General features: G+C 70.1%; 11 protein-coding genes. All 11 read right to left on the bottom strand.

Annotated elements, in window-relative coordinates:
• Positions 1–127: 127 nt before the first annotated feature.
• Complete coding sequence (locus A1QA_RS0102805; protein WP_017177411.1) at positions 128–979, bottom strand: DeoR/GlpR family DNA-binding transcription regulator; 852 nt, start codon at positions 977–979, stop codon at positions 128–130.
• 164 nt (positions 980–1,143) lie between these two features.
• Positions 1,144–1,794 carry a LutC/YkgG family protein gene (locus A1QA_RS0102800; protein ID WP_017177410.1) on the bottom strand — a complete coding sequence of 217 codons (651 nt, stop codon included), beginning with the start codon at positions 1,792–1,794 and terminating at the stop codon, positions 1,144–1,146.
• Positions 1,794–3,347 (bottom strand): LutB/LldF family L-lactate oxidation iron-sulfur protein, encoded by a 1,554-nt coding sequence (locus A1QA_RS13155; protein WP_017177409.1) that lies wholly within the window; start codon positions 3,345–3,347, stop codon positions 1,794–1,796. Before A1QA_RS13155 ends, A1QA_RS0102800 begins: the two co-directional genes overlap by 1 nt.
• Positions 3,344–4,141 carry a (Fe-S)-binding protein gene (locus A1QA_RS0102790; protein WP_017177408.1) on the bottom strand — a complete coding sequence of 266 codons (798 nt, stop codon included), beginning with the start codon at positions 4,139–4,141 and terminating at the stop codon, positions 3,344–3,346. The genes A1QA_RS13155 and A1QA_RS0102790 overlap by 4 nt, the downstream gene beginning before the upstream one ends.
• A gap of 336 nt (positions 4,142–4,477) precedes the next feature.
• Positions 4,478–4,816: a DUF2185 domain-containing protein gene (locus A1QA_RS0102785; RefSeq protein WP_017177407.1), complete on the bottom strand. Its 339-nt coding sequence runs from the start codon at positions 4,814–4,816 to the stop codon at positions 4,478–4,480.
• On the bottom strand, positions 4,797–5,114 hold the full coding sequence (locus A1QA_RS0102780) for an ankyrin repeat domain-containing protein (protein ID WP_341858219.1): 318 nt from the start codon (positions 5,112–5,114) through the stop codon (positions 4,797–4,799). Before A1QA_RS0102780 ends, A1QA_RS0102785 begins: the two co-directional genes overlap by 20 nt.
• Positions 5,115–5,557: 443 nt before the next feature.
• Positions 5,558–7,252: an L-lactate permease gene (locus tag A1QA_RS0102775; RefSeq protein WP_017177405.1), complete on the bottom strand. Its 1,695-nt coding sequence runs from the start codon at positions 7,250–7,252 to the stop codon at positions 5,558–5,560.
• A 228-nt stretch (positions 7,253–7,480) separates the two neighbouring features.
• Positions 7,481–9,472 (bottom strand): heavy metal translocating P-type ATPase, encoded by a 1,992-nt coding sequence (locus tag A1QA_RS0102770; protein WP_017177404.1) that lies wholly within the window; start codon positions 9,470–9,472, stop codon positions 7,481–7,483.
• Positions 9,465–9,869 carry an ArsR/SmtB family transcription factor gene (locus A1QA_RS0102765; protein WP_244266052.1) on the bottom strand — a complete coding sequence of 135 codons (405 nt, stop codon included), beginning with the start codon at positions 9,867–9,869 and terminating at the stop codon, positions 9,465–9,467. The genes A1QA_RS0102770 and A1QA_RS0102765 overlap by 8 nt, the downstream gene beginning before the upstream one ends.
• 248 nt (positions 9,870–10,117) lie before the next feature.
• Positions 10,118–11,644 (bottom strand): glycerol kinase GlpK, encoded by a 1,527-nt coding sequence (glpK, locus tag A1QA_RS0102760; protein WP_017177402.1) that lies wholly within the window; start codon positions 11,642–11,644, stop codon positions 10,118–10,120.
• Between the two features lie 72 nt (positions 11,645–11,716).
• Positions 11,717–12,481 carry an MIP/aquaporin family protein gene (locus A1QA_RS0102755; RefSeq protein WP_017177401.1) on the bottom strand — a complete coding sequence of 255 codons (765 nt, stop codon included), beginning with the start codon at positions 12,479–12,481 and terminating at the stop codon, positions 11,717–11,719.
• Positions 12,482–12,512 lie beyond the last annotated feature (31 nt).

Raw genomic sequence — 12,512 nt, 5'->3', positions numbered from 1 at the left:
CCGCGCCGGTGACTGTTTCGCGCCGGTGGGGTGAACGGTTCCAGGGCGGTGGGCGGGCAGGCGAGTCCGCGGCGTCGGGCGCACCCGCGGCGTCGGGCCGCCCTTGGCGTCCGGACCGGCCTCAGCGTCAGGCCCGGACCAGTCTTGCCCCGGCGGAGATGAGGCGGCGCGCGGCGGGCCGGCCGAGCTCGGTGCCGGTGATGACGCGCTCGAAGGCGCGCGCATGCGCGAAGCGGCACAGGGTGGAGCTGTCGAACTTCGTGTGGCTGCCCACGAACAGCGCCCTGGAGGAGACGGACAGCGCGGTCTCCTTCATCTCCGCCACGGAGGGGTCGGGCGTTGTCATCCAGCCGTCGAGGCTCACGCCGTTGGCCCCGATGATCGCCAGATCGGGCTGCATGTCGCGGAGCATGGCGGTGGCCCACCTCTCGACGGTGGCCATGGTCAGCGGGCGGATGCGCCCGCCGATCGAGATGACCGTCGTGCGGGGTCTGCGGGCCATCTCCAGGGCTGTGTGCAGGGAGGCGGTGATGATCGTCAGGTCGTGGTCCGTCGGCAGGGCCCGGCCCACGAGGAGCGGCTGGAACCCCTCGTCGAGGAAGACCGTGTCCGCCCCTCCGAGCCTCTCGACGGCGGCCCGCGCGATCCGCTTCTTCTCATCGGTGAGGTTGGTGAGCCGGAACTCCAGGCCGGTCTCGAAGCTGCCCGCCTCGGCGAGGGCGACATGCCCGTAGGTGCGGGTGATCGCATGGGTGGACTCGAGCTCGCGCAGGTCGCGCCGGATCGTCTCCAGGGAGACGCCGAAGAGCGCCGGGAGCGAGGAGACCTCGGCCTCGCCGCTGGATCGGAGGTGGTCGAGGATCGCCTTGCGCCGCTCGGGCACTCCCAGTTCCCCGCGCCACTCGCCGGCCGTCCCTCCCTGCGGGGGAGGCTCCTGGCCCTCCCCGGGCGGGGGATCGGCTGTGATCTGGCTGCCCATGCCCTCCATCGTGGCATGTCACAGGCGGATCGCGGGAGGGGGAGGATGCGGCGCGAGGAACATGCGGAGGCCCTGGCACCCTCTGGGACAGGGATGAGCGCCAGGGCCTCCGGTATCACCGCCAGCCGAGGAATCTCATCCCGGCCGGCGGGGCCATGGGTGGGTCAGTGCGCGATGACGACCCCCAGGTTGCGGGGCCCGTGGACCCCGTTGACGCGGATGAGCTCGATATCGCTGGTGGCCGACGGCCCTGCGACCCAGGTGGTCGGGCGGGTCGGGTTCTTGCCCAGGATGTCGACGGCCTGCGGCACCGTCGGCTGGATCGACTCGCGCTCCAGGATGATGACGTGGCGGTCCGGCACGAGGGAGATGGCGCGGCGCCCCTGGTCGGGCTCGCCGTCGAGGCAGATCGTGCCCGACAGCGAGATCGCGGTGCGCGAGCAGGTGACGACGGCGTCGATCCCGTCGAGCTCGAGCGTGGGGATCGGGGCCTGGCGGGAGTCCTCACGGACGGTGCGGCCGTTGCGCGCCGCGACCTCCTTGTAGGCCTCCGGGAGCCCCGCGGGGACCACGACTGTTGTCGCGTCGGCGAGGAGGGCGTCGATGGCGTCGAGGATGCCGGCGTCCTTCGCCTCCACGCGCACGGTGGCGTTGTAGTCCTCCAGCTTCTCCACCATCTCGGCGACGACGGGCTCGGAGCCGGGAGGGTTGGCGCCCACGCGCGTGTAGGCGCGCGGGACGGGGGCCGCCGGAGCGGTCTGGGATCGGGAGATCGCCTCCCGGGCGCGCGAGAGGATCACGCTGCGGGCGTCCATCACTTGGCCTCCTTGCTGCTCGCGGTCGACGTCGGGTGCGTGCGCTTCCACCATTCGCGGAAGCTCTCCGCCGGGGCGGCGGGCACATCGCGGGTGCCCGTCCACATCGAGGCGGGGAAGGGCAGGGAGCCGATCTTGCCGTCGCGGTCGATGAGGCGCGTCGCCTTGATGGCCTTCGTCGCCGTGGCCCAGACCTTGCCGCTCTTCATGACCGGGGTGGTGGCCCCCATGGCCACGTCCCACATGTCGGGGAGGATCTTGCGCTTGACGTCGACGGTCCTGGCGCGCAGGTGGACGAGGATCGTCGGGATGTCGATCTTGACGGGGCACACCTCGCCGCAGGCCCCGCACAGGGTGGAGGCGTAGGGCAGGGTGTGGACCGGATCGTCGTCGGCCAGGCCCTGGGTCAACTGGGGGGTGAGGATCGCGCCGATGGGCCCGGGGTAGACCGAGTTGTAGGCGTGGCCGCCCGTGTGCTGGTAGACGGGGCAGATGTTCATGCACGAGCCGCAGCGGATGCAGTGGAGGGCCTCGCGCCCGATCGGGTCGGTCAGGACCTTGGTACGGCCGTTGTCCATGAGGACGAGGTGGAACTCCTGGGGGCCGTCGCCCTCGGTGACACCCGTCCACATGGAGGTGTAGGGGTTCATGCGCTCTCCGGTGGCCGAGCGGGGCAGGAGCTGGGAGAAGATCTCGACGTCCTGGAAACGGGGGACGAGCTTCTCGATGCCCATGAGGGTGATGAGCGTGTCCGGCAGGGTGAGGCACATGCGCCCATTGCCCTCGGACTCGAACACGGAGACGGTCCCGGTCTCCGCCACACCCATGTTCGTGCCGGAGACGGCGACCTTGGCGTGGAGGAACTTCTTGCGCAGGTGGGCGCGGGCGGCGGACGTGAGCTCCTTGGGGTCGTCGGACAGGTCCTCCGGGGCATCGCCCATGCGGTCCAGGAAGATGCCGCGGACCTCGGAGCGGTTGCGGTGGATCGCCGGGACGACGACGTGGGAGGGCATGTCGTCGGCGAGCTGGACGATCATCTCGGCCAGGTCGGTCTCGTTGGCGAAAATCCCCTCGGCCTTGAGGTGCTCGTTGAGGTTGGTCTCCTGGGTGGCCATCGACTTGATCTTGACGATCTCGTCGACGCCCTTGGACTTGATGATCTCGGTGACGATGGCGTTGGCCTCGGCGGCGTCGCGCGCCCAGTGGACGATCCCGCCCCGGGCGGTCACGTTGGCCTCGAACTGCTCGAGGAGCTCGGGCAGGTTGCTCATCACCTCGTTCTTGACGGCGGAGGCGGCGTCGCGCAGGTCCTCCCAGTCCGGCATCTCCTCCACGCGCATGGCGCGCTTGTTTCGGATCGTGCGGGTGGCGTGGCCGAGGTTGCGGCGCATCTGCGTGTTCTGGAGCGTGCGGTGGGCGCCCTTGGTGAAGGTGGTGCCCCAGCGCAGCGGGTCCGAGGGGACGTCGACGGTGGTCACCCAGCCCCCTGTGTGAGGGCGGTTCTCAGGCTGCTGGCCCGCGCCCGCGGGCATGCCCAGGAATGTCTGGCTCATCGGGCCACCTCCGCATCCGCCTGGAAAGCCACGTTGCCGATGAAGGGGGCGTCCTTCGTCGAGGCGAGGATCTCCGCGAGGTGCATGATCCGCACCCCGGAGTTCAGGCGGGACAGCCCGCCGCCGATGTGCATGAGGCAGGAGTAGTCGCCCGCGCACAGGATCTCGGCCTTGGTGGCCTTCACATTGGCGACCTTCTCGGTGAGCATCGCCGTGGAGGTCTCATGGTTCTTCATCGAGAAGGTGCCGCCGAACCCGCAGCAGACATTCGCGTCGGGCAGGTCGACGAGGTCGATGCCCTCGACGGCGCGCAGCAGCGCGTAGGGGCGGTCCCCGACCTTCGCGATGCGCATCGAGTGACAGGTGGGGTGGTAGGTGACGCGGTGGGGGAAGTAGGCCCCGACGTCGGTCAGTCCCAGGACGTCGACGAGCAGCTCGGATAGGTCGTAGGTCCGCTTGGCGACGGCGTCCGCCCGCGTGGCCAGGTCGTGGTCCCCGACGTGCTCGGCCACGAGCGCCTGCTCGTGCCGGGTGGCCCCGGTGCAGGATCCGGAGGGGACGACGATGGCGTCCCACTCGCCGTCGAGCACGGGCTCGAAGGTCTTGACATGGTTGCGGATGAGCTTGGCGCCCTGCTTGAAATACCCGGTGTTCGCATGCATCTGGCCGCAGCAGACCTGCCCCTCGGGAAAGACGACCTCATGGCCGAGCCTCTCCAGGAGTGTGACGGTCGCTTGCGGCGCCTGCGGGAACATGGTGTCCGCGATGCAGGTCGCGAAGAGCGCGATACGCACGATGAGGACCTCCCTGTCTTCTGTACTCGCGGCGTCGTTGTCCGATGTTGCCCCCACCCTAGGGCCTTCGTCCCTGCCCTGTGACCGCGATGGCCGGGCTTCGGGTCCGGGCGGTCGGCAGTGAGGGCGGGAGGCTTGCTGTGCTGCGGAAATCCGGCGCGAACCCGGGGTGAGAACCGGCAGCGGCAGGGGGCTGCGGGTGCCGACGGCGGTGCCTCCCGCGCGGGTATTACGAACGCGTGTCGTGTGGTTTTCCTGGGACGGCCCTCAATGAGACTGTCCCCTCGCGCCGGGCGGCGCAAGGGGACGGGGAGCAGGAGCGCCGCTTGGGCGCTGTCAGGGGAGGGGGATCTCCTGCCCTGTCGTGTTGTCATACCAGCGGCGCCGGTTGTCCTGGACGACGAGCTGGACGTCCGCGCCCACCGGCAGGGTGTAGATGCCGATGAGGGCGGGCTCGATGGCGCAGACGGTGTTGAAGTCGACGACGACGAGGTTGTCCGGGTTGGCGAGGAAGTCATCGGTGTCGGCGTCGGACAGGATGCGCCAGCCGTTGTCGACGGGGTTGGCGGAGGGCTCGCGGATGGCCCACTTGATGTGGCCGCGGCTCTCGAGGATGTTGCGTGAGACGAGGCAGCCTCCGGCGTTGTGGATGAACTCAGGCGTGGGGGTGGTCATGGACGTACTCCTTCATGCGCGCGGTGAGGGTGGCGCGATGAGGTCGGCATTCGGCGAGGTCGATGGGTGTGTAGCCGAAGACGTTGGGTGTGGTCAGGTCGAGGTTGGGTTGTGAAAGGAGGAGGTCGTAGAGGTCGGAGAGCTCCTCGTCCGTCCCGCCGTTGATGAGGAGCTCGCAGAAGGCGACCGTCCCCCGGTAGTCGCGCGCGTTGACGTCCACGCCGTGGTCGATGAGCCAGCGGGCGATCTCCAGGTCGCGGCTGAGGTCGCGATCATAGTGGCTGAAGAGGACGTGCAGGGAAGTGTGCCCCTGCGGTCCAGGGGGCCGATGAGACAGTCTCGGCCGATGAGGAACTCCGCGATGGTGTAGCGGGTGTGGGCGTCGCCGTTGCCTAAGGCGTACAGAAGCAAAGACCTCCCGTTGAAGAGTTCGTGCTCATCGCCGGACTGATATATGGCGAAGAACTCCTCCGGGGAGTGCTTCATCCTCGCGGTGAGGAATGTGTTCATGATTCCTTCTCAGGGTGAGGGTGCGCGTGTGATTGGTAGTTGCTGGCCAGGGCGGATTGGGCGCGGGGGCAGGCCAGGAGACTCGCATGTCGAGGCGTTGTGGATTGGATGCCGTCCTCCGCTGCGGCAGCCCTCGGTGTGCTGAAGAAGTGCCGTCCCCTCGCGCCGGGCGGCGCGAGGGGACGGCTGGGGAGGCGGGGCGGGTGGCGCCGATGGCGCGCTTTGGGGGCCTCAGTTGATCGGCATGTAGGCGCCCATCCAGCCCTGGGATCCGATGAACACCAGGGCGCACAGGAGCAGGAGAAGGCCGATCGAGTACGGGGCGACCTTCTTGAGGATCTCCGCGTCCGAGCCGGGCTCGTCGATGGCGGTCGACGCGATCGCCAGGTTCTGCGGGGAGACGATCTTGCCCAGCCCGCCGCCGATGGTGTTGGCGGCCAGCAGGATGCGCGGGTCGAGGGCGGCGCCCTGCGCGGCGGTCGCCTGCAGTTTGGCGAACAGGGCGCCCGCGGAGGTCGCGGAGCCCGCCACCGCGGTGCCCACCCAGCCCAGGATCGGGGCGAGGAATGCGAAGAGCGCCCCAGTGTTCGCCAGAGCCGCGCCGATCGCGGTGGTCTGCCCGGAGAAGTTCATGACGTAGGCCAGCGCCATGACGGAGGCGATCGTGAGGATCGCCAGGCGCAGGTTGTGGATCGTCTTGGGCAGGACGGCGAACATGGCGCCCACGGAGGTGCGGTAGCGCCCGTCGGAGGAGATGGTGCCGTAGACGATCGCCACGATGATTCCGGTGACGAAGATCCAGGTGCCCGGGTTGGACAGGATCTGGAGGGTGTAGGTGCCCGAGGGCGAGGCGCTGCCGTCAGCGGCCAGCAGCTGGCCGTGGACGCCGGGCCAGTGGATCGGCAGGTCCTTGGACTTGAACAGGGCGGGCAGGTCCACGCCGAGCTTCCACAGCTTGGAGATGGCGATGATGACGACGACGAGCACGTAGGGCAGCAGGGCGAGCGCCACACGGGACCCGTCGGGCTTGTCCTCCTCGGCCACGGAGGTGCGCAGCTCCTCGGGCGTCGTCGGCGACCACACGAGTAGGAAGACATAACCGGCGGCCAGGCCGAGCAGGGAGGCCGCCACGGCGGTGAGCTCGTAGGAGCTCGAGGAGACGAGGAAGTGGCCGGCGCCGGTGGCCAGGCCGATCGCGATCGCCAGCGGCCACAGCTGCTTGATCCCGCGCATCCCGTCGAGGATCTGCAGGAGGATCAGGGGGATGAAGGTCGCGAAGATCCAGGTGAGGTGGCCCATCCGGGTGGCGACTTCCACGGAGTCCTGCCCGCCGAGGGTGGCGGCGGTGGTCACAGGGATGGCCATGGCGCCGAAGCCGACGTTGATCGCGTTGCCGACGATCGTGGCCACGGCCGCCTTGATCTTGGGCACCCCCAGGCTCACGAGCAGCGCGCAGGTGATGGCCACGGGCGCGCCGAAGCCCGCCAGGCCCTCCATGAGGCCGCAGAAGGAGAAGGCGATGATGAGCGCCTGGGCGCGCTGGTCGCCCTTGCCGATGACGTTGAAGATCGCTTTGAGATCGGCGCTGCGCCCGGAGGACTCGGTGAGGTTGTAGAGCCAGACTGCCGCGATGATGATGTAGACGATCGGCATGAGGCCGAAAACCGCGCCCTGGGTGGCGCTCATGATCGTCAGGCCCGCCGGCATCCCGAAGAAGAGGGCGATGGCCATGGAGATCGCCAGCGAGATGAGCGCGCACCAGTGGGTCTTGACCTTGAACACCCCCATGAGGATGAAGAAGGCCGCCAGGGGCACGAGTCCCACGAGGGCGGTGAGGTAGACGCTGTTCCCGACGGCGCTCGTCGACGGCGTGAAGCCCGTCGCGAGAACCGCTGGGACAGCGCTGGCGGGGAAGGCGGGTGCCATGAGGACCTCCGGCGTCGTTGCTGGTCAGTAGTGGGCCCGGGGAAAGGGGCGCGAGCGCTGCGCCGAGCGCCCCCGCGGGCCTGGGGATCGCGCCGCGCCGAGTCGCCCGGGCGCGGCAAGTGGACGAACGTCCTAGACGAGGGTACCCGACATCCCCGGCGCGCGGTGCGCTCCGGGGGCGCCGGGGTCGGGCGGGCCCGCGCGGGGGCAGGCGCGGTCGCGGGCGTCTCAGCTCCGGGGAGCGGGGGCCAGGCGCGCCGAGTTGAGGATGAAGGCGGTCTCAGAGCCCACGTGCACGAGCGCGGCGGCGATCGGCCCGAGCAGGCCCAGCGCGGCCAGTCCCATCGCGACGGCGTCGACGGCGATCGTCCCGATGAAGTTCGCCATGATGATGCCCCGCGCCCGGCGGGCGATGCGGATCGTGCGTGCCAGGGACAGCGGGTCGGAGCTCACGAGGACGATGTCGCCCGCCTCGCGGGCCACATCCGTGCCCGATCCCATGGCGATGCCGACGTCCGCGGCGGACAGGGCCGGGGCGTCGTTGACGCCGTCGCCGACCATGGCCACCCGGTAACCCGCCGCCCGCAGCTCGCCGACGATCGCGTCCTTGTCCTGCGGCAGCAGGCCCGCGCGGATCTGCTCGGGGGCCAGGCCCAGCTCGGCGCCGATCCGCGCGGCCGTCGACGGCGCGTCGCCGGTGAGCATGAGGACATCGAGGCCCATGTCCCGGATCTGGGACAGCATGAGGGCCGATCCCTCGCGCAGTTCGTCGGCCACGAGGATGATGCCCGCCGCGCGGCCGTCGACGATGACCTGGACGGCGGTGGTCCCGGCGGGCAGGCCGGCCGCGCCGGTGGGCGAGGAGAGGCTGTTCGCGACCTGGGCCGCCTGGTCGGCGTCGAGGCGGCCGACCCTCACAAGCCGCCCCTCGACGAGTGCCTCGACGCCCATGCCCGGGGTGTAGCGGCTGGAGGCGGGGGAGGGGATGTCCAGCGCGCGCTCGCGGGCCCGCTCGACGATCGCCTGCCCGATGGGGTGCTCTGTGTTCCACTCCGCGGCCGCGGCCAGGCGCAGCAGTGAGTCCTCCGCGCCCGCGCCGCCGCTCGCGGGGCGCAGCCCGACGACGCGCGGCGCGCCGGTGGTGAGCGTGCCGGTCTTGTCCAGCACCACCGTGTCGACGGCGGACAGGATCTCCAGGTGCGCGCCGTCCTTGACGAAGGCGCCGGTGCGCGCGCCCCGGGCGATGGCTGCCAGGACGGCCAGGGGCGTGCCCGCCGCGACGCCGCAGGCCCCTGCGGCGATGACGACGGAGATCGTCGCCTGGGCGTCCCGCGTGACGAGGAGGGTGATGAGCGCCAGTCCGAGCGCCAGGTAGATGATGCGGGCGGCCAGCACGTCCGCCAGGCGGTGGACGGGGGCGCGGCTGTCCTGCGCGGTGCGCACGGCGGCGATGATCCGGCCGAAGGAGGAGTCCTCGCCCGCCCTGGTGACCTCGAGCTCCAGGGTCCCCTGGGTGATCGAGCCGGCGGGGACGTGGTCGCCCGTCCCCACGGTCACCGGCATGGACTCGCCGGTGATGCGGGACTGGTCGATGTCGGCGCTGCCCCGGCGCACGACGCCATCGGCCGGCACCCGACCGCCCGGGCGCAGGGCGATGACCTGGCCCGGGACGAGGTCGTCGAGGGGGATCTCCCGCTCCTCGCCGTCGATGATGACACGGGCAGTGCTCGGCAGGAAGCTCATGAGGCCGGTGAGGGCGTCGCGCCCCCGCTCCATGCACATGTCCTCCAGGACCTCGGCGACGAGCACGAACAGGGCGATGAGCAGGGCCGAGCCCCACTGCCCGATGGCGGCCGCCGCGACGATGGCCAGCAGCATGGACAGCTCCATGCTCATGCGCCGCTCGCGCAGGTCCCCCCAGGCCTCGACGACGATGGGCCAGCAGCTGGCCAGCAGCGTGGCCGTGCCGATCGCCGCGACCGTCCATCCCGGCGCGCCCGCCAGTCGGGTGATCCAGGCGGCGAGGGCCCCGACGGCGACGAGGGCGATGCGGGCGGCGTCGGCGGCCTCGATGCGCTCCAGGAGAGGCCTGTGGGCCTCGGTCGGCGCTGGATGGCCTGCCGGCGCGGGCGCGGCGGAGGGCGAGGGTCCGGCGGAGGGCGTCGTCGCATTCAGCGCGACTGGCGTGGGCTCAACGAGCTCGGGCGCTGTGTTAATCATGGTCGACTCCGATCCGGTGGTCGGCGGGCAGGTTGCCGGTGACGTGCTGGGCCTGGAAGACGGCCTGGCGCACGAGGATGCGCGCGTGCTCGTCGATGAGCCGGTAGTAGACGCGGGAGCCCTCGTTGCGCGAGGCGACGATGTGCCCGAGGCGGAGCTTGGCCAGGTGCTGGGAGACGGCGGCTGCGCTGCGGCCGGTGCGCTCGGCCAGGACACCGGAGGAGAGCTCGCCCTCCTCCTCGAGCAGGGCGATGATGCGGATGCGGGTGGCATCGGCGAGCAGGGAGAAGACCTCGGCGGCGAGCTCGGCGGTCTCCAGCGTCTCGGCGTCGCTCATCGCGGAGAGCGGGGTGGCGCCCCCGTCTCGCACGAGCGAAAGTTTAGCGTTTGCGTTCACGCTTAAATCGTAGGGAGGTGACGCCGAGTTCGCAAGAGGGCCTCTGCCTGTTGCTGCTCCCGCTCCCCCAGCCCGCTCCCGCTCCCCCAGCCCGCTCCCGCGCCCTCGAACTGCGAGGATGAGGGCGCGGGAGCGGGCCGAGACGGCAGGGCGGGGCTGAGGGCGCGAGGAGGCCCCCGGCGCGCGGGCGCCGGGGGCCTCAGTGGGCCGGCAGGGACAGCAGGGCCGGCCGATCAGGGGAGGAGCGGTTACTTCACGTCCTCGTCCACCCAGTCGAAGGTCCGGGTCACGGCCTTCTTCCACAGGCGGTAGGTGCGGTCGCGCTCAGCGGCGTCCATGGACGGAGTCCAGCGCTTGCCCTCCTGCCAGTTGGCGATGACATCGTCGGTGGAGGCCCAGAAGCCCACCGCGAGGCCGGCCGCGTAAGCGACACCCAGGGCGGTGGTCTCGGCGACGACCGGGCGGATGACGTCCACGCCGGAGATGTCAGCCTGGAACTGCATGACGAGGTCGTCCACCGTCATGCCGCCGTCGACCTTGAGCTCCTTGAGCGGAACACCGGCGTCGGCGTTCATCGCCTCGATGAGCTCGGCCGACTGGAAGGCCGTCGACTCCTCCACCGCGCGGGCGATGTGCGCCTTGGTGACGTAGCGGGTCAGGCCCACGATCGCGCCACGGGCGTCGTCACGCCAGTAGGGGGCGAACAGGCCGGAGAACGCCGGGACGAAGTACACACCGCCGTTGTCCTCCACGCTCGCGGCGAGCTCGCCGATGTCCGAGGACTTCACGATCATGCCGAGGTTGTCGCGCAGCCACTGGACCAGCGAGCCGGCCACGGCCACCGAGCCCTCCAGGGCGTAGACCGGGGCCTCGTCGCCGAGCTTGTAGAGCACGGTGGTCAGCAGTCCGTTGGTGGAGAAGACCGGCTCGGTGCCGGTGTTCATGAGCGTGAAGCAGCCGGTGCCGTAGGTGTTCTTCGCCATGCCCTTCTCGAAGCAGGCCTGACCGAAGGTCGCCGCCTGCTGGTCGCCCAGGATGCCGGAGATCGGGGTGTCCACGAGGAGGCCATTCTTGCGGCCGTGGCCGTAGACCTCGGAGGAGGACTTGATCTCGGGGAGCATGGAGACCGGGATGCCGAAGTCGGCGCAGATGTCCTCGCGCCACGTCAAGGTGCGCACGTCCATGAGGAGGGTGCGCGAGGCGTTGGTGACGTCGGTGGCGTGAACGCCGCCGTTGACGCCGCCCGTGAGGTTCCACAGGACCCACGTGTCCGGGGTGCCGAAGAGCAGGTCGCCGGCCTCGGCGCGCTCGCGGGCGCCCTCGACGTTGTCGAGGATCCACTTGATCTTCGTGGCCGAGGGGTAGGTGGAGACGTTCTCGCCAGTGATCTGGCGGTAGCGCTCGGTGCCGGCCGGGTCGCCGTCGGCGATCTCGCGGACGATGTCACCGGTGCGCACGTCCTGCCACACGAGGGCGTTGTAGACGGGCTCGCCCGTGTTCTTGTCCCACACGATGGTGGTCTCGCGCTGGTTGGTGATACCGACGGCGGCGATCTCGTGGCGGTTCGTATCGGCCTTCTGCAGGGCGTCGGCGACGACGGAGCGCACGGACTTCCAGATCTCCACGGGGTCGTGCTCGACCCAGCCGGGGTTGGGGAAGATCTGCGTGAACTCCTTCTGGCCCACGGAGACGATCTCGCCGGAGTGGTTGAACAGGATGGCGCGCGACGACGTCGTGCCCTGGTCGATGGCGAGGACGTACTTCTTCTCGGTCATGAGATTTCCTTTCACTTCTTTGTGAGGGGGTGGGGTGCGGGGCGGCCCCGGGCGGGGCCGCCCCGGCGAGGATCAGGCGAGGCCGCCCGCGAAGACGATCACCGTACCGGCGATGGCGCCCAGGATCGGGCCGACCACCGGGACCCAGGAGTAGGCCCAGTCGGAGCCGCCCTTGCCCTTGATGGGGAGCACGGCGTGGGCGACGCGCGGGCCGAGGTCACGGGCGGGGTTGATGGCGTACCCGGTGGGGCCGCCCAGCGAGGTGCCGATGACCACGATGATGAGGGCCACGCCGAGCGGGCCGATGGCGCTCTGGGTGTGCCCGGAGACGAAGACCCAGATGATGAGGACGGCGGTGCCGATGGCCTCGGTCAGTGTGTTCCAGCCGTAGGAGCGGATCTCGGGGGCGGTGGAGAAGACGCCGAGCTTGAGGGCCGGGTCACAGTCCTCATCGAAGTGCTGCTTGAAGGTCAGCCAGCACAGGACGGCTCCGACGAAGGCTCCCAGGAACTGGGCGACGATGTAGACGAGCACGTTGGTGCCGCTCACCGCGATGCCGCCGTTATCCAGGGCCGGGCCGTTGAGGGTGACGCCGGAGTCGAACATGTGGCCGACGACCTTGGCGATGGTCACCGCGGGGTTGAGGTGGCCACCGGTGTCGTAGGCGACGTAGACGCCGGCGAACACCGCCAGGCCCCATCCCCAGTTGATGAGCAGCCAGCCGCCGCCCTTGCCCTTGGACTTGGGCAGGAGGTTCGTGGCGACGACGCCAGCACCGAGGAGGAGGAGAATCGCAGTTCCGAGGAACTCCGAGAAGAAGATGTGAGCCAGGCTCATGGGAGGGAATCGCTTTCTGCACGTCAACGTG

It is taken from the genome of Actinomyces timonensis DSM 23838 (assembly GCF_000295095.1).
Taxonomy (GTDB): domain Bacteria; phylum Actinomycetota; class Actinomycetes; order Actinomycetales; family Actinomycetaceae; genus Actinomyces; species Actinomyces timonensis.
This window is presented reverse-complemented; position numbering and strand designations above follow the sequence as displayed.